Source organism: Massilia pseudoviolaceinigra (genome assembly GCF_030846505.1).
In the GTDB taxonomy this organism is placed as follows: domain Bacteria; phylum Pseudomonadota; class Gammaproteobacteria; order Burkholderiales; family Burkholderiaceae_D; genus Telluria_A; species Telluria_A violaceinigra.
In genome coordinates, this window is sequence record NZ_JAVCWL010000039.1 from 25,852 (window position 1) to 46,633 (window position 20,782).

The following is a 20,782-nucleotide window of genomic DNA, read 5'->3' on the forward strand; positions in this document are numbered from 1 at the left end:
TGACTTTGCGCTGTTCTTCCGACAACGTTGTTGCCCACTATAAGCGGGGTGGTCAGACCACGCATACTCCGGACAGGCCAATTCGCTCGCTTTAGCGGCCATGCGGCGCGGCTGTGGTACCGATGACAACAAACCAAAAGAGTTGTTTTCGTGACAATGAATCCGTAGTATCATGTTGGCAAGGCGGCACAGCGCCAAGGCGCGCCGCAGCCGTTTCCGCAGGCCAGAAAGACGAGGTTCCCATTACCGTGACGATATCCAGACCGACCGTGTCAGCAGCATGGGTGAAAGGGATCGTCGAGCTGATCGGCGAGCTCGGTCTTGAGCCGCTGGCCCTGCTCGAGGAAGCCGGCATGCCGCTGGACGAACTCGACGACGCCGACGGCCGCTTCGACAGCGCCGCCGTCTCTGCCTTGTGGTCGCTGGCGGCGCAGCAGTCCGGCCACCCGCATCCGGGCGTGGCGCTCGGAGGCGCCGCCAAGCCGGCCTGCTTCGGCGTGGTGCTGCACGTGATGATGTCCAGTCCCGACCTGGGAACCGCACTGCGCCGCATGGCGCAGTACGTCCCCATTATCAGCAGCGCCGCCCGCTTCATCCTGACGCAAGACAGCCAGGGCTGCGGCCTGACGCTCACGCTGGGCGACGGCGCGCCGGGCGACCGCCATGACTTCGCGCTGCTGATGATCGCCAACCTGTGCCGCTGGCTGACCGGACGCGATCTGCGGCCGCAGTCGGTGGAACTGGCCCACGCGCGGCCGGCCAACCTGTTGCCCTACCTGGCGGCCTTCGGCTGTCCCTGCCATTTCGGCGCCAGGCGGTACCGCCTGAGTTTTTCGCCGGCCGACCTGGGGTTGCCGCTCATGACCGGCAATCCCCTGCTGACCGAACTGCACGAGCGTTTCGCCAACGAGCGCCTGGCGCGCCTGGGCGACGCGCGCACCACCCGGCGCGTGCGCGAACTGGTGCTCGATTGCCTGGCCGACGGCGAACCGGCGCGCGGCGACGTCGCCCGGGCACTGTGCATGAGCGAACGGACCTTGCAGCGCCGGCTGCAGGACGAGGGCACGTCGTACGTACAGCTGGTCGATGCGGTGCGGCGCGAGCAGGCCGCGCATTATCTGGATCAAACCAGTTTGTGCTTCACCGAAATCAGCTACCGGCTCGGTTTCGCCAACCAGGGCACCTTGTTCCGGGCATGCAAACGCTGGTTCAATGTGTCGCCGGGGCGTTATCGCGAACGCCACCGGCCCGGGGTGGAGACTGGTTAATCTCTTCCTTCGCCGAGGTTGACCAGCGAGATGGTCAGCTGGCCGGCGATCAGCATCACCGTCTCGACCCGGTCGGCGGTAAAAGCGTTGCGGGTGGCGCTGTTCTCGAGCAGCAGCACGGCGTGCAGCAGGTGGCGCGTGAATATCGGCACCGCCAGCAGCGAACATTGACTCCAGCCTGAAAAATACGGATCGGGTGCAAAACGGTCGTCCTGCAGCGCGTCGTCGAGCAGCAGCACGTCGCGCGCGCGTTCGACGTGGCGCAAGACCGACATGGGCAGGGCAGGGGCGCGCTGCGCGTCGGCGATCGGCAGGATCGGCAGCTTGACGCCGGTAGCACCCGCGAGCGAACAAAGCAGCTCGCTGGCGCGCGTCTGCAGGCGCGCCAGCGTGGTTTCCGCGCTCAGGGCTTGGGACGCCCGCAGCACGGCCAGCAGGTCGACCTTGTCCAGCGGGGCGTTGGCTGCATCGGCCGCGCGCCGTGCCGGGGCGGTGGCGGTGCGCAGGAAGGCGTGGTTCGCGCGCATGGCGCGGGCCTTGGCCGGGGCGCCCCACGCCTCGTAATGGCGCAGCGCTTCGGCGAGCAGCGACGAGCCCACGTAATGCAAGCCCTGCGCCAGATAACACAGGCCGGCGCGCTCGGTCATCAGTGCGCGGTGCCATGGCCGCCGGTGCGCGCGCATGGCCAGCAGGCCCTGGTCGAACAAGCTGGCCGCAGCGGCGCCGTCGCCTGTGGCCCAGGCGCGTTCGGCGTCGATCCAGGTCACCAGATGGGCGAAATTGCGCGGCGCGTCGGCTGCGCGCAGCGCCATCCAGTCGCGGCAGGCATCCAGTTCGGGCAGGACGCCCGCGTCGGCATGCGCACCGCCTGCCAGCGCCAGGGCCCGGAACAGATAGCCCAGCGCGGCCGGATAGATTCCGGCAAAGGAGGCCAGCAAGGGCATGGCGGCCGCGGAGTGGCGCAGGAGCGCGTCGTCGTCGCCGAACAGCAGGGCGGCATGGGCGCGCGCCAGGCGTGCGGTCAGCGTGTCCGGGTCCCCCGCCAGCGCCGGGAAATGGATATCGATATCGCCGCGCGCCACGTCGAGCAGGTAGCGATAGCTGCGCTGAATGCGGCTTGCGGTGACATTGCCGCCACGCGGCGTGCCCGCTTGCGCCTCCTCCAGGATCGCGGCGACGATGGCCAGGGTCGGCGCGCATTCGAGCTGCGCCACGATCTCGACGTGATAGGTGTGGGCCGCATATTGCAGGTCGCCGCTTTGCAGCAGCACCTGGCGCGCCTGGCGCGCGTGGGCGACGGCGTTTTCCAGCGGCTCGACCCAGTGCAGCGAGGCCAGCGCAAACACGTGCTGCAGCCACGCCGCCTCGTAATCGTAGCCGCGCGCCTTGCCGATCGCCTGGGCCTTGATCAGCACCGCGTGGCCGGTGCGGTAGTCGCCGCGCTGCTTGAACAGGATCGGCAGGGTACCGAAGGTCTTGAGCAGCGCCGCGCAGGGGCCATGCTCGATCCACATCTGCTGGTAGCGCACCAGCAGCCCGAGCAGGCGCCTGTCGTCGGCGTAGTAGGTCGCCATGGTGGTCAGGTGCAGCAGGGTGCCGACCGCGAGCACGTGTGGATCGGTCGGCGCGGCGCGCCGCAGATCGGCGTCCAGCGCGCCGCTGTAGGCCCATGCGGTGATGGCGTCGAGCCCGGGCGCGCCGTTGTCAGGCGCGCTGTCGGCGAACACGATGCCGGCCCGGACCAGCAGGGCCATGCCGAGATCGATCGCCTGGGGCAGCAGGCGGCGGCCGGTCAAACTGCCGATCTGTACCGAACTCGCTTCGATCAGGCTGGTCAAGTCGCTTTCCTGCGCGGCGATGCGCGCGTAGACGTCATCCGCCTCGGCATGGCGCCCGAGGCTGCACAGGCAGGCGTGCCAGGCGCGCATGAGCGCGGGCAGGGCGCCATCGCTGTCCAGCAGGCGCACGGCGGCGCCCAGGAAGCGCTCTTCCAGGGTGTAGTCGGCCTGGCTTCTCGCACCGGCTGCCGCCCGCCCGAACAGCGTGGCGACACGCAGGCGCTCTTGCGGGTCCGGCACGCTGTCGCCGAGCGCAAGATATTGTTCGGACGCGCCGGCTTCCTGGCCCGCGCGCCCCAGCAGGCGGCGGCCGATTGCCAGGTGCAGCGCCTGGCGCTCGTCCGGCGGCATGCTTTCGTAAATCACTTCCTGCACGCGGTCGTGGCATAAACGCAGCCCGCGCTGCGCCTCCAGCACCAGGCCATCGGCAAGTGCCGGTGCCAGGCTGCGCGCATCGAGACCGGCGGCAAGCGCCAGCACCTGCGCATCGACCGCGCCGCCCAGGCAGGCAAGCACTTGCAGCATGCGACGCGCGTCCGCTGGCAGGCTGTCGACCCGCAGCGCGAGCAGGTCGGTCACGTCGCGCGCGGCGATGAAGGCACGGACGCGGGCCGTGTCATCAGGGGCGCCAAGCAACCCTTGCTTGCGCAGGGCCTCGACCAGCTCGATCGTTTCGAAGGGGTTGCCGTGCGTGCGCTCGCCGATCAGCGCGGCCAGGCCGGCGCAGAACGCCGGCTCCATGTGCAGCAGGGCGCCCAGGAAGGCCGCCAGGTCCGCCGCCGCCAGGTTGTTCACCTCCAGCGTCGCGCACGCGCGCCAGCGCACCAGCATGGGATGCAGCGGGTGCGCGTCGTCGACTTCCTCGTTGCGGTAGGCGCCCACGAGGAACAGGCCTTGCAGGGTCGCGTCCCGCAGCAGGACGTCGAACGCGGCCAGCGCGGCGGGACCGGCCCATTGCAAGTCGTCGATCACGATCACCAGCGGGCGTGCGGGCGACACCACGGCGCGCAGCAGGTCGAGGACGGCATTGCGCATCCTGGCCTGGTGCAGGGCCGGGTCGGTGCAGGTGGCGTCGTTGCAGCCAAGCAGCAGGGAGAATTCGGGCAGGGCGGCGGCGATCAGGCCGGCGTTGCTGTCGAGCGCCGCCAGGATGCGCTCGCGCTGCTGGACCAGCGCCGCGTCGGGTTCGGCCAGCAGCAGGCGGCCGAGCGCGCGCATGGCCTGCACGATGGCCGATGGCGCATCGTGCCGGTACTGGTCGAACTTGCCGCTGACGAACCAGCCGCCCCGATCGGCCGCCATGCCTGCCAGCTGGGCGAGCAGGGCGGACTTGCCGGCGCCGGCCGCACCGGCAACGAGCAAGCCGCCGCCTGCGGCAAAGGCGCTGTGCAGCGCGCCGATCTCGGCGGCGCGGCCGGTCAGCGGCGCGGATTGGCCATGCGGCAGTGTGTCCATATTGTCCTTCGCAAAGCGGGCGGCAAAAAGAAAACGGCCTCTGTCCAGATGACTGGAGAGAGGCCGTTTCGACTGTACTAGTCTGTGGGAACGCGGCGTGTTACAGCACTTCGCTCGCGTGGTCGGCCAGGCGCGAACGCTCGCCGCGCGCCAGGGTCACGTGGCCGCTGTGCGACCAGCCCTTGAAGCGGTCCACCACGTAGGTCAGGCCGCTCGAACCTTCGGTCAGGTACGGCGTGTCGATCTGCGCGATATTGCCCAGGCACAGAATCTTGGTGCCGGGACCAGCGCGCGTGACCAGGGTCTTGATCTGTTTCGGCGTCAGGTTCTGCGCTTCATCGATGATCAGGAACTTGTTCACGAAGGTGCGGCCGCGCATGAAGTTGAGCGACTTGATCTTGATGCGCGAGCGGATCAGGTCTTGCGTTGCCGCGCGACCCCACTCGCCGCCATCCGAATCGGACTTGTTGAGCACTTCGAGGTTGTCGTCGAAGGCGCCCATCCACGGCCCCATCTTCTCTTCCTCGGTACCCGGCAGGAAGCCGATGTCTTCGCCCACCGGCACCGTGACGCGGGTGACGATGATTTCGTTGTACAGCTTGGTCTCGAGCACCTGCGCCAGGCCGGCCGCCAGGGCCAGCAGGGTCTTGCCGGTACCGGCCTGGCCGAGCAGGGTGACGAAATCGCATTCCGGATTCATCAGCAGGTTCAGCGCAAAGTTCTGCTCGCGGTTGCGCGCGGTGACCCCCCACACATTGTTCTTGTTGTGGCTGAAGTCGCGCAGGGTCTGGATCACGGCGGTTTTGCCGTTGAGCTGCTTGACCTGGCCGTAGAACGGCGCTTCGCCATTCTTTGGTTCCAGGTACACGAACTGGTTCACCAGCAAGGTCAGCATGGTCGGGCCGGTGACGCGGTAGAAGGTCGACGAGACGCCGTTCTTGTTTTCCTGCCAGGACTCCATGTCCTTGCCGTTCTTGTTCCAGAAGTCGTCCGGCAACTGCACGATGCCCGAGTACAGCAGGTCGCTGTCTTCCAGCACGTGGTCGTTGAAGTAGTCTTCGGCAGGCAAGCCCAGCGCGCGCGCCTTGATGCGCATGTTGATGTCCTTCGACACCAGCACGATGGCACGGCCCGGCTGCTCCGCTTCCAGGTTGCGCACGACGCCCAGGATCTGGTTGTCGGCTTTGCCGACCGGCAGGCCTTCAGGCAGGGTCGGGCCGTTTTGCAGGCGCGTCTGGAAGAACAGGCGGCCCTTGGCGTCCTTGTTGCCCAGCTTGGCCAGCGGGATGCCGTTTTCGATCGCGCCATCGTCGATGCTGCCGACCAGCGCGTCGAGCGTGCGCGAAACCTGGCGTGCATTGCGCGCCACTTCGGACATGCCCTTCTTGTGGTCGTCGAGCTCTTCCAAGGTCATCATCGGCAGGTAGACATCGTGCTCTTCGAAGCGGAACAGCGACGAAGGGTCGTGCATCAGCACGTTGGTGTCGAGCACGAACATCTTGGTCTTGCCGGTCTGGTCGGCATTGCGGCTGGTGGACGACTTGACCGTCATCTCGACGGCCTTGTGCTTGGCCGGGTGCGGCGCTTCCAGGTCGACCGGCTGCTTTTCCTTGCCGCGGCCGGAAGGTTTTGCAATCGGGGTTTCCATCACCAGCGGCGAGGAGACCAGTGGCGCGGGCGCCGGCGATGCAGCGACCAGGGCAGCCTGCTTGGCTGGCGCCTTGGCGCGCGTGGTTTTGGCCGGCGCTTTGGCGACCGGTTCGGCCGCGATTTCGGCGACCGCGCTCAGTTTTGGTTTGGCGACCGGCACCGCCTGTACGGAGGCGGGCTTGGTGCGGTCGGCTTTCGGATAATCTTCGGCCAGCAGCAGGGTGGCTGGCTTGGTGGGGATTTTTGGCAGTGGCATCAGAGTCTCAATCTAAAAAGGTGCAGGAGGATAGCCCGGTGGCGTCGGCGCAGGCGGCGCTTGTGGCGGCGGGCTCGATGCGGCTGTGCGAACTAAGGGGGTGGTGGTCGGGCCCGGCATAGTGGCCGGGCCGGCAGGCCGCCAGATTGGGATGATGCGGAATACGGAAGGTGTGACTCAAAATGGCTGGTGCAATCGGTTCTGCTGCGGGTTGATCGACAGGGTCCCCTGGCTTCGAGCCGTCCTGCTCAAGGTTGGCTCTTTACAAATTCCAGCACGTCCTCGGCGTGATTAGGGACTTTCACGCCTCTCCATTCTTTCATCAATTTACCATCAGCGTCAATTACAAACGTGCTGCGTTCGACCCCGCGCACTTGCTTACCGTACATATTCTTCATTTTCATCACACCGAACTGAAGGCACATGGCTTCCTCGGGGTCGGAAATGAGTTCGAACGGCAGGCCGAGCTTGGATTTGAAGCCTTCGTGCGAGCGCAGCGAATCGCGGCTGATGCCGTAGATTTCGGTGCCGGCCTCTTGGAACTGCTCGTGCAGGTCGCGGAAAGCGATGCTTTCGGTGGTGCAGCCGGGCGTATTGTCTTTTGGATAAAAGTACAGTACGGTGTAGCGGGCAGGGCGGCCGGACAGCTGGAACGGCTTGTCTCCCGTCATGACGGCGGAGAAGTCGGTATAAGGTGCTGCAGTTTGGCTATCAGCCACAGGTTCTCTCCTGAAGGTGAGTCAGCGCTGATTTTATACCCCGCAGCGCAACAGGGGAGGGGGAAACGTGTTTGGGCGCAGCAGATATGGGGGCGCGGTGCGGGATTGCAAGTTAATTCTCTTGCTTCCACCCAAACTCCGGTTAATCGATAACCCGTCGTTCCCGCCGAGTGCCGCCTTGGCGCGGGAACGACAGTTGTGAAGCTGGTGGTCTGTGCAAATGCGCGCTCTATCGAGCCTCGCCCAAAATCAGCGCCAGCGTCACCCTGCGCCCCTCGCCCATCAGAATGTTGTACGTCCGGCAGGCCGCCTTGTTATCCATGCACTCGCAGCCGATACGCCGCTCCAGCAGCGCGGCGATCAGCTTCGGATGGACGAACCGTTGCCGGTCGCCGGTGCCGAGAATGACCACATCCGGCTTGTCCTGTTCGATTTTCTCGAAATGGTCGGCCGTCAGGGCCTCGAAAGTGGGGACGTCCCAGGCGCGCGGTGGCGTTTCGGGCATCACGAGCAGGCTGTAGTCGAAGCGCTGGGCGTTGATTTCGACCCCGGTTTCGTCGTAACCGGTCACGGTCTGGTATTGTTGGGTGGTACTGGAATGGAGCTTCATGGCATGGGCACTGAAAAGGTGATGCAGGGCACTTCGGCGCTGCGCGTGGCGTTAGCATGCCACAAAGTCCAGTAAACCGCGAATTTTCGCGAAACGGACGTCAAAGCGATATCATTTCGCGTGTTTTTGCCGAATGTTGGCGAAACCTCCGGTTGATTAAATCGCCTCCTTTCGGCAGAATGGGTATTTTTCGCACTGCAACAAAGCCACTGAACAGGGAAATATTTTGCGACCGATTCTGAAATCGAACAAGCTCGACGACGTCTGCTACGAAATCCGCGGCCCCGCGCTGGAAAAATCCAAGCAGATGGAGGAAGAAGGCCACAAGATCATCAAACTCAATATCGGCAACCTGGCCGTGTTCGGTTTCGACCCGCCCGACGAGATCGTGCAAGACATGATCCTCAACATGCACGGCGCCGCCGGCTACACCGATTCGAAAGGCATGTTCGCGCCGCGCAAGGCCGTCATGCACTACACGCAGAGCAAGCGCATCAATGGCGTGACCATCGAAGACATTTACCTCGGCAATGGCGCCTCGGAACTGATCGTCATGGCCATGAACGGTCTGTTGAACAACGGCGACGAAGTGCTGGTTCCAGCCCCGGATTACCCGCTGTGGACCGCGGCCGTGAGCCTGTCGGGCGGTAACCCCGTGCACTACGTCTGCGACGAGCAGGCTGGCTGGTTTCCCGACATCGACGACATGCGCCGCAAGATCACCAGCAACACCAAGGCGATCGTGGTGATCAACCCGAACAACCCGACCGGCGCGTTGTATCCGCGCGAAATCCTGCTCGAGATCATCGAATTGGCGCGCCAGCACCAGCTGATCATCCTGGCCGACGAAATCTACGACAAGGTCCTGTACGACGGCGAGCAGCACGACTCGATCGCGTCGCTGGCCGACGATGTGCTGTTCATTACCCTGAACGGCCTGTCGAAAAACTACCGTTCGTGCGGCTACCGCGCCGGCTGGATGGTGGTGTCGGGCGAAAAACGCCATGCCAGGGATTACATCGATGGCCTGAACATGCTGGCATCGATGCGCCTGTGCGCCAATGCGCCGGGCCAGTTCGCGATCCAGACGGCGCTGGGCGGCTACCAGAGTATCAACGACCTGGTTGGCCCGGGCGGACGCCTGCTGCGCCAGCGCGACATGGCGCACAAACTCTTAACCGACATTCCGGGCGTGACCTGCGTGAAGCCAAAAGCTGCGCTGTACATGTTCCCGCGCCTCGACCCCGTGATGTACCCGATCGCGGATGATCAGCAGTTTGCCTACGACCTGCTGGCCGAAGAAAAAGTCCTGGTGGTGCAGGGAACGGGCTTCAACTGGATCGCGCCGGATCACTTCCGTCTCGTGTTCCTGCCCAATTCCGACGACCTGACCGACGCTTGCGGCCGCATTGCGCGCTTCCTTGACGGCTACCGACGCCGCCATGGGCGCGGCTGATACCCCTACCAGATAAAGAACTATGAAACCCATCAAAATCGGCCTGATCGGCCTCGGCGTAGTTGGTGCCGGCACCTTTAACGTCCTCAAACGCAACCAGGAAGAAATCCGGCGCCGCGCCGGCCGCGGCATCGAGATTGCGATGGTCGCGGTACGTAACCTGGATCGCGCGCGCGCCATCGTGGGCACCGACTGCGAGCTGGTGACCGACCCTGAACTGGTGGTCAACCATCCCGACATCGATATCGTGGTCGAACTGATCGGCGGCTACGACACGGCCAAGAAGCTGGTGCTCAAGGCAATCGGCAACGGCAAGCACGTCGTCACCGCCAACAAGGCGCTGCTGGCGCTGCACGGTAACGAGATCTTCGCCGCGGCCCAGGCCAAGGGCGTGATGGTGGCGTTCGAGGCGGCGGTAGCCGGCGGCATCCCGATCATCAAGGCGCTGCGCGAAGGCCTGACCGCGAACCGTATCGAATCGGTGGCCGGCATCATCAACGGCACCACCAACTTCATTTTGTCCGAGATGCGCGACAAGGGGCTGGACTTCGCCACCGTGCTGAAACAGGCGCAGGAGCTGGGTTACGCCGAAGCCGATCCGACTTTCGACATCGAAGGCGTGGACGCCGCGCACAAGGCGACCATCATCGCCGCGATTGCGTTCGGCATCCCGGTGCAGTTCGACAAAGCGCACGTGGAAGGCATCAGCAGCCTGCAGGCGATCGATATCCGCTACGCCGAGCAGCTGGGCTACCGTATCAAGCTGCTGGGAATCACCAAGCGTACCGTGGTCGATGGCGTGGAAGGGATTGAGCTGCGCGTGCACCCGACCCTGATTCCCGCCAAGCGCCTGATCGCCAACGTGGAAGGGGCGATGAACGCGGTGCTGGTGCAGGCCGATGCGGTTGGCGCCACGCTTTATTACGGCAAGGGCGCGGGCGCGGAGCCGACGGCGTCGTCGGTGATTGCCGATCTGGTCGACATCACCCGCCTGGCGACGGCCGATCCGGAATACCGCGTGCCGCATCTGGCGTTCCAGCCGAATCAGATGACCAACGTGGCCATTCTGCCGATGTCCGAGATCACCACCAGCTACTACCTGCGGGTGTATGTGAAGGATCAGCTGGGCGTGATGGCCGACCTGACGCGCATTCTGGCCGACGCCAGGATCTCGATCGACGCGGTGCTGCAGAAGGAACCGGGTGAGGGCGAAACGCGCACCGACATCATCATGCTGACGCACCAGACGCAGGAAAAGAACATCGATGCGGCGATCGGCAAGATCGAAGCACTTGGTGCGGTGGTGGGCAAGGTCGTCAAGATCCGCCTTGAAAACCTGAGCTGATGATAGCGTTACCCCCGCGCCGAGGATTGCCTCGGCGCGCGGGCGAGGGGTTCGCGCTGATGCTTACGGCGTCTCGCAGGTCAGCTGCACCACTTTCGTGGTGCATGCTCCATAGCTGTTCATGCCGCTAAAGCCATACACGCGCGTTCCCGGCACAGCTCTTGGCGTGGCAAATCGCGCCTTTCCGTTCACCACAGGCTGCTGCGCCCAGTTATCGGTACGCTGCACGCACACGATATTGGTCGCCAGGCCGCTCAACACCAGCGCGCCTGTCGTAGGCTCGATCACGCAGGCATTCGGCTTGGTTGGCGGACAGGTCGCGCCATCGCAATCGGGCGCAATGCTGGTCGCCTCCGGGTCCTGGCTGGCGTTGTACAGAAAGCCGTGCATCGCCGCGTTCCACACCATCGTCTCCCAGGTACTGAACTCATTGCTGTTAATGAGAGACCAGCCGTCGCCCCAGCGCCGCAGGCCGGGCAGCTTGTCCCACGCCGGATACAGCTTGTTGCTCACCGCCGTCTGGTAGGCCGCGCCGCTGCGTCCCTCGGTCGGTCCGTACACCACGATGCCCGGCACATTGCCGATGGCCTTGACGTGCGGGTTGGCGCCGGCGCCATCGGCGAGCCCGTACTTGGTGAAGTACGAATCGAGATGGGCCGGGCTTTGCGGCGTGTCCGTTCCCAGTCCGGTCACGAATGAGCGTCCCAACGGATTGAGCCCCAGCGAGAAGTCGGCATACTGGCTGACCGCATTGATGTAAGCCTGCTTCTTGCCAGCGTTCGCCGCGAACAGCGACGCGAACGCATACACGTCGGCGTATTTCCCTTGCGTGGTGGTGGCGCCCCACGCCAGGAACGCGGTCGCGCCCTGCGGATAGGCCTGGCTTTCCGGAGGCGGCCCGACATAGCCGCCGCGATCGGCGAAGTAGACGATGCGGTCCTTGAGCGCCTGCGCCAATGCCGGATCGACCGCGCGGCCGTGCGCCGTCAGGTAGCTGACAAAATGCGCGCTCTGCACTGCGGCGCTGGCATTGCCCGGCAAATACTGCTCGGGCCATGTTCCGTTCTTGATGACGATGGCCTGCGCGGCATTCTTGAACAGCGAGTGATAGCGCGCCTCGCCGGTGGCCAGGTACAGCTGCAGCGCGCCATACATGAAGCGCGCTTTCGTGGCCTCCGGTGTCGCGGTCTTTTCGAGGTACCGCCAGGCCAGCCTGGCGCGTTGCACCAGGGCGTTGGCGCGTACGGGGTCGTGCGGGCGGATCACGCGCGCTGCGTGGGCGAAGATCCCGGCCGACAGCGCCGTGACTTCTTCGCTCACAGCCCAGGTGCCGTAACGTCCCGGATCGCTGGCCGCGCTATGCACGCCGTAGGCTGGATGGCGGTTCATCTCGGTGCCGGCGCGCACGCCGCCGAACTGCGGATCGTGCGAGTCCATCACCTGCAGGTTCTCCCACGACAGGACGGCCCACAGGGCTTCATCGACGAAATCGGGAATCCCGTTGCCGGACTCCGGAATATTGTATTGACGGTCGACGAAGTGCGTGGGAAAGGCATCGAAGTAGGACAGCATCAGGATCGGAATGATGGTGTGCATCGGGCGGCGGTCGAAGTCGCCCGCGTCGTGGTGGCCGCCGATCAGCGGGTGCATGACCGCGTTGTCCGGCACCGACAGCTTTGGCGTCGATACCCATGGCGTGCGCGTATCGGCCACGGTGGCGTGGCACATTTCGCGCGTGTGGCGGGTGTAGGGCTGCTTGAGCGCCGTGCCGCAGCGCTGGTGATACAGGCCGCGCGCCAACACATAGGCGATCTTGCGGCTGGCGTCGTTACCCACCGCGAACGAGCGCGAACGCCCGCAACCCGGCACGGAGACGAAGTAGGGACCGCCCTCGGGCAACTGGTCGAGCCGCAGGCGGTACACATGCTCGCCCGAGCTGGCGCTGGCGGTTGCGGTATCGTCCTTGATATATTGCGGCTCGCCGCCGAGCACCGTCCTGCCGCTGCGCTCGTCGATCACCTCGTAGCGAGATCCGGCCGGCAGCTTGAGCGAGCCGGCGTTGCCCAGGTAGGCGCCGAAGTTGGCGAAGCGCGAGCTGGCAAGCTTGCTGTAGCCGGTCTGGTTGACCTTGATCGATTCGCACCAGGTGGCGCGGTTGTCGAAGGCCAGCCGTGTCGCGCCGTAGGGCGTGGCGATGGTGTACGGCTGGCCCTGGGCCAGCGGTTTGTCAAGCCGCAGGTAGATCTTGTGGCGCACCGTCACCGGGAACAGGTTGGGGCTCGTCGTGGCCAGCGCCTTTTGCTCGTCGTACGGGGTCGACATGCGGCTGATCCCCAGCGGTGCCTGGCCGTTGACCGTCCATCTGGTCAGGGCCAGGTCGAGCGCATCGGGTCTGGTGGCTGTTCCGCCGGCCTCGTTGGTGGTGGCGGTCTGCAGTTCGACCACGATCACCTGCGGCGCTGCCGCGTGGACGCTGACGATGGCGCCCGCCGTCTGGGCGAAGGACACACCCAGCACAGACGCGCCAATGCCGGCCACGATTGATAAAGTAACGGTATTCATCGGTCTCCTTTTGTTGTGGGCAGATTCTAGGCCGCCAGGAGTTACCGATCGATTACCGATATGTCATGTGGGCAGCGTGGCCCGTACCCGGGCTTCCAGCGCCGTCAGGCTTGCATGGGCGGCTCGGGCCTGCTCGCGCAGCGCCGCTGCCGCCGGCAGCACCGGCAGCGACTCTTCCAGCGCCCGATGATAAGCGCCCAGCAGGCGGCGATGCTCGAAAGCGGCTACCGCGCACTGCACCGCCAGCAGGAAACCGCCGGCGTCGAACGGCTTGGCGATGAAGCGGTAGATGTGGCCGGCGTTGACCGCGTCGACGATGGCGTCGAGATCGAGGTAGGCCGTCACCAGGATGCGCAGCGTATCGGGCAGCATGAGCGAGGTGCGCTCGAACAGCTGCACGCCGCTCATGCGCGGCATGCGGTGGTCGCTCACGATGCACGCCAGCTCCTGCGATGGCGGCAGTTCGCCGATCAGGCGCAGGGCTTCCTGGCCGTCGCGCGCTTCGATCAGATGAAAGTGCGGGCGCAGGATCGCGGCCATGACGGAAACGTTGGCGTCCATGTCATCGACCAGCATGACGGTGTGGCGCGCGTCCGACAAAGCGTGCTGCCGATCGAACAGGGCCAGGTTTTCTGTTTTGAAAATTGCCATAGTTTTGAGAGAATGGACATCCGGTCCGGCCGGCCGGGCGGTAAGGAAAAATACGGCAGTGGCGCTGTGCGCTCGTGTATTGTATACGCCTTCGGGCCCTGAACGACAGAGAGACCATGGCTACACGCGCAATCGGAACACGCACTCACCCACGGCCGCATGCTGTTCCGGCCTACGCCAAGCTGACGCTTCCCCGCCTTTTCGAGCCGCTCCAGCGCACGCGTCTGTTCTCGCTGATCGACCGCTTGCGCGGCCGGCATGCGGTGCTGTGGATTTCCTCCCCGCCGGGCGCCGGCAAGACCACGCTGGCCGCCAGCTATGCGCTCCAGTGCGAGGCGCCGGTGCTGTGGTGCCAGCTCGATCAGGGCGACGCCGATCCGGCCACGCTGCTGTTCTTCCTGGCCGACGCCCTGCGCACCCTCGACGGCGACTCGCCCTGGCACGTGCCGCAAGTGGCGGGCGACGCGGCACAACACGCGCGACTGTTCTTCCGCCAGTTCTATGCCCACCTGCCGCAAGGCGCTCTTGTCGTACTCGACAACGTGCACGACGTCGACTGGAACAACGCCGGCTACCTGCTCGAAGCGGCATGCGCGGAAGTGCCGGCCGGGGTGACGCTGCTGGCCGTCAGCCGCGAAGCACCGCCCACGTGCCTGGCGCGCATGGAGCTCGACGGGCGGCTGGGCATGATCGGTTGGGACGCGCTGCGCCTGGACGCGGCCGAGACGCGCGCGCTGGCGCAGGCAGACGACCTGGCCGATCAGGAGGTGGCGCAGTGGCTCGATCTGGTCGATGGCTGGGCCGCGGGCGTTGCGCTGCTGCGCAGTGTCCCTGGACAGCCCCGCGCCGGTCTGGCGGAAGGACGCGAAGCGCTGTTCCGCTATTTCGCAGGCGAGATTGTCGGGCGCCTGCCCGCCCAATCGCAGCACCTGCTGCTGATGCTGGCCTGTTTGCCGGCCATGTCCGGCGCCGATGCGCACACGCTCACGGGCGACCCTGGCGCGCCGCTGCTGCTCGAACGCTTGTACCGGCGCCGCCTGTTCGTCGAGCGGCGCGGCGACAGCTACGCTTTCCACGGGCTGTTCGGCGCGTTTCTGCGCCGGCAGGCCCGCGAACTGCTCGATCCCGCGCAGCGCCTGGCGTTGACCGCCCAGGCCGCAGCCATCGCCGATGCGCACGGCCGCATCGATGAAGCGGCAAGCCTGTACATCGAGGCGCAGGCGCATCAGGCTCTGGCGGCCTTCCTGCTGCGCCGCGCCGCCGGCATGGTGGCCAGTGGCCGCGGCCAGTCGTTGCGCCTCTGGATGAGCTGCCTGCCGGCGGACATGGCCGACACCCGGCCCTGGCTCGCCTACTGGCACGGCGTTTCGCTGGCCGATGTGCAGCCGCTGCACGCGCGGCGCATCCTGATCCGCGCCGAGCGCGCTTTTGAGCAGGCCGGCGACCTGCCGGCGCGCCTGCAGGCGGTGAGCGCCATCATCGACACCTACGACGCCGAATGGGCCGACTTCAGCGCCTTGCCGCGCTGGCTGGCGGTGTTGACCGAGGGGGTGCAGGCGCTCGATCCGGTGGTGCTCGATCCCGCGCTCGACCTGCGGCTGCATTCGCGCATGGCCTGTGCGCTGCTGTACGTGGCGCCGCAATCGCCTTTGCTGGCGGCGTGCGTGCAGCGCGCCCGGCTGGCGCTCGACCAGGTCGACGATCCGCTCGCACGGTTGGAAGCGGGCGCCTGCCTGCTGCGCTACTTCGACTCGATGGACAACGCCGGCCGCGCCAACGCGCTGGTGGCGCAGCTTGGCGCGTGCGCCGACGATGCCGCTGTCGGCGCATCGCACCGGGTGCGCTGGTACGGCCGGGTGGCGCGCTGGTACAACAAGGAGGGCGACCTGGGGCAGGCGCAGCGCATCACGGGCGAGGCCCGCCGCATCGTCATCGATGCCGGCCTCGATCCGGTGCTGTTCCAGTCGCTCGAAGTGCATCACCTGCTCGGCACCGGCGCGGTGGATGCGGCGCGCAGCCTGCTGGACCAGATGCGCGCGACGCTGCCGGCGTCGAGCCCCTTGCAACTGGTCGAGCTGAACGCCCTCGATGCGCAGTGCCTGGCGCTGGCTGGCGACCTGGCTGGCGCGCTGAACGCCGCGCGGGAGACGCTGCGCCTGGCCGTCGACGCCGGCGTGCCGGCGCGCGAGCGGGCCCGTTTCGACGCTTTCCTCGGCGCCTGCCATGCGTGGGCCGGCGCGTATGCCCCGGCGCTGGAGTGCTATGGCCAGGCGGTGGCCGCCGCATTTGGCGTGCAAGCGCTGCTGCTGGGCGAAGAACGCGACTTCATCGACGCCTGCGCCAGCGCGGCGAGCGGCGAGGGCGCGCGCGCGGCAGCGCTGATGGACGCGGCGATGGCCAGCCACCGGCGGCGCCAGACCAACGCCCTGTTTGCGACGGTGCCGGCGCTGGCCGCGCGGGTGGCGGCGCTGGCGCTGGAAAACGGCATCGATGCGGCCCATGTCGGCGCCATCGTCATGCGTCAGCGGCTCGCCGCGCCGACCCGCTGCGTGCAAGGCTGGCCATGGCCGGTCGCGGTACGCACGCTCGGAAAATTCGAGCTGACCTTGCACGGCGCCCCGGTGGTTGCCACCGGCAAGGCGCAGCAGCGCCCACTGGCCCTGCTCAGGAATCTGGTGGCGGCGGGCGAGGGCGGCAAGGCCCAGGCGGCGCTGGTCGCGCAGCTGTGGGGCAGCACCGACGTCGCCAAATCGGCGCTGAACGTAACGGTGCACCGCCTGCGCAAGCTGCTGCTCAGCGACGAGGCGGTGGTCGTTTCCGGCGGCAGGACGCGCCTGGCCGAACAGCGTGTCTGGACCGACGTGAGCGCGCTGGCCGACCTGTGCGCGTCCATTGCCAGCCTGCCGGCGCACGCCGAGGTGGCGGAAGTGGGGCGCTGCAGCGCCGCGCTGCTCGATTTGTACCGTGGCCCGTTCTGCGACGGTGCCGACGACACCTGGATACTGCCGGTGCGCGAGCGCGCGCGCAACCTTTTCCTGGCCGCGGTCGGCCAGCTTGGGCGGCTGCTCGAAGCGATGCAGGAATGGGGCTGCGCCCTGAGCCTGTACCAGCGCGCGCTGGCGGCCGAGCCGCTGTCGGAGGCGAACTACCGCGGCTGGATGCGCTGCGCCCACGCGCAGGATGGCGCAGCGGCCGCCTTCGGCGCCTACAGGCGCTGCCGCGACACCCTCTCGATCGTACTTGGCGTATCGCCCTCGTACGACACCGAAAAGCTGGCCGTCGCGCTCGGCCTCAGATAAAGGATCACTTCCAGTCGGCAATATTTCCTGACCGGGGTCAGACCTTAATGGCGTTAAGTCAGGCCGTTATTTGATCACCAACTTCGAAACCGTCATTCCCGGGAAGGCGGGAATCCAAGTTCGTCGAGCCGCCTGTGACTGCGCTACGGAATTGGATTCCCGCCTGCGCGGGAATGACGGAGCTTAAGTTAGCGGCATTAGGGGCAGACCTCGATAAGGCAACGTCGCTGTGTGATTCTTGTCAAAAATGCAGTAAATTGGTCTTCTGTAATCCATTCGTAATTCGCCCTCCCTGATGATGTTCGCTGTTCGGCCTGTCTTTGTCGCTTCGACCAAGGCGCGGATACGACAACGACAACAGGGAGGTTGAAATGCAAGGTAGCAGAGTGTGGATGTGGGCGCCCGTGTGCCTGATGGTGGCCGCGCCGGCGTTTGCCGCGACAGTGACGGTCGAATACAGCGGCAAGGCGCCGTTTGCGCTGGGTAGCACGGTGTGGCTGCTCGGCAAGCTCGATGGCGTGGGACGCAGCATGGAGTTTTCCGTCAACGGCGTTCCGGGCGGTAACGCCGCCGTGGGCACGGTCAATTCGCAAAACGGCAAGTACGTTGCACCGATGGTGATGCCGGCCAATAAAGCGGTAACCATTTCCGCAAAGACGTATGGGACCGCGCCAGTGTCCGGATCGATCGTGCTGCCGTTGCGTACCGCTGTCGCAACGCCAACGCCAACGCCGACCCCAACTCCGACGCCCACGCCCACGCCAACGCCCACGCCCACGCCCACGCCAACGCCAACTCCGATCCCGGTTCCAGACGCAGCCAAGGTGGCCGCGGTACGCTTCCTGGAACAGGCCAGCTTCGGTGCCACCGCAGCCGAGGTAGCGCAGTTGCAAACCATCGGCCAGAACGCTTGGCTGACCCAGCAGTTTGCCACGCCCGCCAGCCCGATGCCGGTCGCAAGCAGCCTGAACCAGCTGGCCACCAACTGGTACCGCAACATGGCAACCGGCAAGGACCAGCTGCGCCAGCGCATGATTTTCGCGCTGTCGCAAATCTTCGTCGTTTCGGCGGACAAGAATCCCTACCCCAACGAAATGCAACCCTGGCTGATGACCTTGCAGAAGCACGCCTTCGGCAACTTCAACGGCCTGCTGCGCGAGATGACCTTGAATCCGGCCATGGGCAAGTATCTCGACCTGGGCAACAGCGTCATGCCGTCGCCCAACGAAAACTACGCGCGCGAAGTGATGCAGCTGTTTACCATCGGCACAACCATGCTGAACCAGGATGGCAGCGCCCAGCTCGACCGCAACGGCGACACCATTCCCGCCTACACCCAGGCTGACATCGGCGAATTCTCGCGCGCGCTGAGCGGCTGGACCTACGCCGGCACCAACGCCACCGGCATCAACTGGGAAAATTTCACCGGCCCCTTGCAGCCGCGCGACGCTTATCACGACAAGGGCGCCAAGACCTTGCTCAACGGTACGCATCTGCCCGCCGGGCAAAACACGGTGCAGGACTACGACGCGGTGATGCAGAACCTGTTCCAGCATCCGAACCTGCCGCCGTTCATCGCCACACGCCTGATCCGCGCGTTCGTGACGAGTAATCCGAGCCCGGCCTACATCAAGCGCGTGGCCGATGTGTTCGCCCAAGGCCCGGCCGGCCGGGGCGACCTGGCCGCCACCTTGCGCGCGGTGCTGACCGATGTCGAAGCGCGTCCGGCCACGCCGGGCGCCGCCCACGGCCAGCTCAAGGATCCGATCATGCACACGCTCGGCCTGGTGCGCGCGCTCAATGGGCAGGTGCTGGACCCGACCAATCTGTTCTGGAGTTACCACGGCGTCGGCCAGGAGCTGCTCAAGTCGCCAAGCGTGTTCAATTTCTACTCGCCGATGACCCGTCTGCCCGGTTCGCCGGCCTTGTACGGTCCGGAATTCCAGATCTATTCGCCGAGCCTGGCGGTAACGCGCGCCAACCTGGCCTATAACCTGATCGCGGGCAACCTGAGCAGCATGGTGAAAATCGATATCACCCCATACGTGAACGTCGCGGCCGATCCGGCCAAGCTGATCAATCTGGTGGACACCAACCTGCTGGCCGGCCGCATGCGTCCGGCTACCCGTACCCAGCTCGGCGTGACGATCCAGGCCATCAGCGATCCGCGCCAGCGCGCGATCACGGCGCTGTATCTGAGCGCGGTTTCCGATTTCGCCGTGCACCTGTAAGCGGCCTTCACCATACAAAGGATTCAAGATGGATACAGTTTCGACCTCGCGCCGGGGATTCTTGCGCGGTAGCGCCCAGGCCAGCCTGCTGGGCACCCTGTCGGGCATGGGCTTGCTGGGCGCGGCACCCGCACAGGCCGCCGTCACCGACTACAAGGCCCTTGTGTGCCTGTATATGTTCGGCGGCAATGACGGCAACAATATGATCGTGCCGCTCGACGCGGCCCACTACGCCAAGTATTCCGCGGCGCGCAGCGCGGCCGGGCTGGCCTTGTCGACCTCGGCCAAGACCCTGCTGTCGCCGCGCACGGCGACCCTGCAGGCGGTGCCCGATGCGCTGGCGCAATCGTTCGGCTTTCACTACGGCATGCCGGAAATCGATGCACTGTTCGGCCAGGGCGAAGTGGCGGCGGTACTCAACGTCGGCAGTTTGCGCCAGCCGCTGACCAAGGCCCAGTACGTGGCCGGCACGGCCAATCCGTCGCAGCTGTTTTCGCATCCCGACCAGACCTTGCAGAACCAGGCCGGCACGCCGGCCGGCGCCGGCACGGGCTGGGGCGGGCGTCTGCTCGATGTGCTGGGCAGCACGGGACGGCTTGACGCGGTCTCGGTCGGCGCGGGCGGCCTGTTCGTGGAAGGCGCCAGCGTGCACGGCAACCGGCTGCCCGAATCCGGTGAACTGGGCCTGGCCGGCATGAATTTCTGGCCGCAGGCCCAGGCCGATACGCGGCGCGATGCCTTGCGCCAGATCCTGGCCAGCGAGAATCCGAACCTGATGGCCAACGCCGCCAACAAGGCGCTGCTGCAGGGGATGGTCTTGGTGGACGACCTGGCCAAGGCGAATGCGGCCACGCCGTTGAACACGGTGTTCCCCGGTTTTGCCCTGGCCACGCAGCTGCACACGGTGGCGCAGCTGATTCGCCAGCGCGCGGCGCAGGGACCCGGACGGCAAGTGTTCTTTGTGTCGATCGGCGGCTTCGATACGCACGGCGGGCAGGTGTACCAGCAGTGGAACGTGCTGCGCCAGGTGTCGCAGTCGGTGGCCGCGTTCCAGCAGGCGCTCGGCGAAATCGGCCACAAGCAGAGCGTGACGACCTTCACGATGTCGGATTTCGGACGTACGCTCACGGCAAATTCCGGCGGCACCGATCATGGTTGGGGCAACCACCATCTGGTGATCGGGGCGGCGGTCAAGGGCGGCGTGTACGGCAAATTCCCCGACTTTACCTTGGGCGGGCCGGATGACGCGACCGGGCGCGGTGTGTGGATTCCGCAGTTCTCGAACCAGCAGGTGGGCGCGACGCTGGGCAGGTGGTTTGGGGCCAATCCGGAGATGCTCGCCAGTAAAGTATTCAAGGACGAGTTGGCGAAATTTGCGGTCAGCGATCTGGGCTTCATGGGCTGATCGCAGGGGTTGATGTCAGTACCGGCTCTGTCTTTGC

At 65.8% G+C, this 20,782-nt stretch carries 12 protein-coding genes; 6 read left to right on the forward strand and 6 right to left on the reverse strand.

What is annotated here, in order from left to right; translation table 11 throughout:
* The first annotated feature begins 284 nt into the window (after positions 1 to 284).
* Positions 285 to 1,268 (forward strand): AraC family transcriptional regulator, encoded by a 984-nt coding sequence (locus RBA40_RS28535; protein WP_306651860.1) that lies wholly within the window; start codon positions 285 to 287, stop codon positions 1,266 to 1,268.
* Here the strand turns inward: RBA40_RS28535 and RBA40_RS28540 are convergent.
* The 4 genes from RBA40_RS28540 to RBA40_RS28555 all read right to left on the reverse strand — a co-directional run bounded on the left by RBA40_RS28540 (position 1,265) and on the right by RBA40_RS28555 (position 7,796).
* Complete coding sequence (locus RBA40_RS28540; RefSeq protein ID WP_306651862.1) at positions 1,265 to 4,561, reverse strand: ATP-binding protein; 3,297 nt, start codon at positions 4,559 to 4,561, stop codon at positions 1,265 to 1,267. The genes RBA40_RS28535 and RBA40_RS28540 overlap by 4 nt on opposite strands.
* 100 nt (positions 4,562 to 4,661) lie before the next feature.
* Positions 4,662 to 6,467, reverse strand: coding sequence for a PhoH family protein (locus RBA40_RS28545; protein WP_306651864.1), 1,806 nt, complete (start codon positions 6,465 to 6,467; stop codon positions 4,662 to 4,664).
* Between the two features lie 248 nt (positions 6,468 to 6,715).
* Entirely contained in the window at positions 6,716 to 7,186 is a 471-nt protein-coding gene (locus RBA40_RS28550; RefSeq protein WP_306651865.1) for a peroxiredoxin, read from the reverse strand.
* 229 nt (positions 7,187 to 7,415) lie between these two features.
* The gene (locus RBA40_RS28555) at positions 7,416 to 7,796 is read right to left on the reverse strand and encodes an Mth938-like domain-containing protein (protein WP_306651867.1); all 381 of its coding nucleotides are present in this window, start codon (positions 7,794 to 7,796) and stop codon (positions 7,416 to 7,418) included.
* A 226-nt stretch (positions 7,797 to 8,022) separates the two neighbouring features.
* On the opposite strand from RBA40_RS28555, the gene RBA40_RS28560 reads away from it, so the two are divergent.
* Positions 8,023 to 9,252 (forward strand): pyridoxal phosphate-dependent aminotransferase, encoded by a 1,230-nt coding sequence (locus tag RBA40_RS28560; protein WP_306651868.1) that lies wholly within the window; start codon positions 8,023 to 8,025, stop codon positions 9,250 to 9,252.
* A gap of 22 nt (positions 9,253 to 9,274) precedes the next feature.
* Complete coding sequence (locus RBA40_RS28565) at positions 9,275 to 10,597, forward strand: homoserine dehydrogenase (protein WP_306651870.1); 1,323 nt, start codon at positions 9,275 to 9,277, stop codon at positions 10,595 to 10,597.
* 63 nt (positions 10,598 to 10,660) lie between these two features.
* Here the strand turns inward: RBA40_RS28565 and RBA40_RS28570 are convergent, their stop codons facing one another.
* A complete protein-coding gene (locus RBA40_RS28570; RefSeq protein WP_306651871.1) occupies positions 10,661 to 13,159 on the reverse strand; it encodes a glycoside hydrolase family 9 protein in 2,499 nt (832 codons plus the stop codon).
* A gap of 63 nt (positions 13,160 to 13,222) precedes the next feature.
* Positions 13,223 to 13,810, reverse strand: a complete 588-nt coding sequence (locus RBA40_RS28575) for a response regulator (protein ID WP_306651872.1) — start codon at positions 13,808 to 13,810, stop codon at positions 13,223 to 13,225.
* A gap of 116 nt (positions 13,811 to 13,926) precedes the next feature.
* On the opposite strand from RBA40_RS28575, the gene RBA40_RS28580 reads away from it, so the two are divergent.
* From RBA40_RS28580 to RBA40_RS28590, 3 genes are all read left to right on the forward strand, one after another.
* A complete protein-coding gene (locus tag RBA40_RS28580; protein ID WP_306651874.1) occupies positions 13,927 to 17,109 on the forward strand; it encodes an AfsR/SARP family transcriptional regulator in 3,183 nt (1,060 codons plus the stop codon).
* A 371-nt stretch (positions 17,110 to 17,480) separates the two neighbouring features.
* Complete coding sequence (locus RBA40_RS28585) at positions 17,481 to 19,340, forward strand: DUF1800 domain-containing protein (RefSeq protein ID WP_306651876.1); 1,860 nt, start codon at positions 17,481 to 17,483, stop codon at positions 19,338 to 19,340.
* Positions 19,341 to 19,368: 28 nt separating this feature from the next.
* A complete protein-coding gene (locus tag RBA40_RS28590; RefSeq protein WP_306651878.1) occupies positions 19,369 to 20,745 on the forward strand; it encodes a DUF1501 domain-containing protein in 1,377 nt (458 codons plus the stop codon).
* Positions 20,746 to 20,782: the final 37 nt, after the last annotated feature.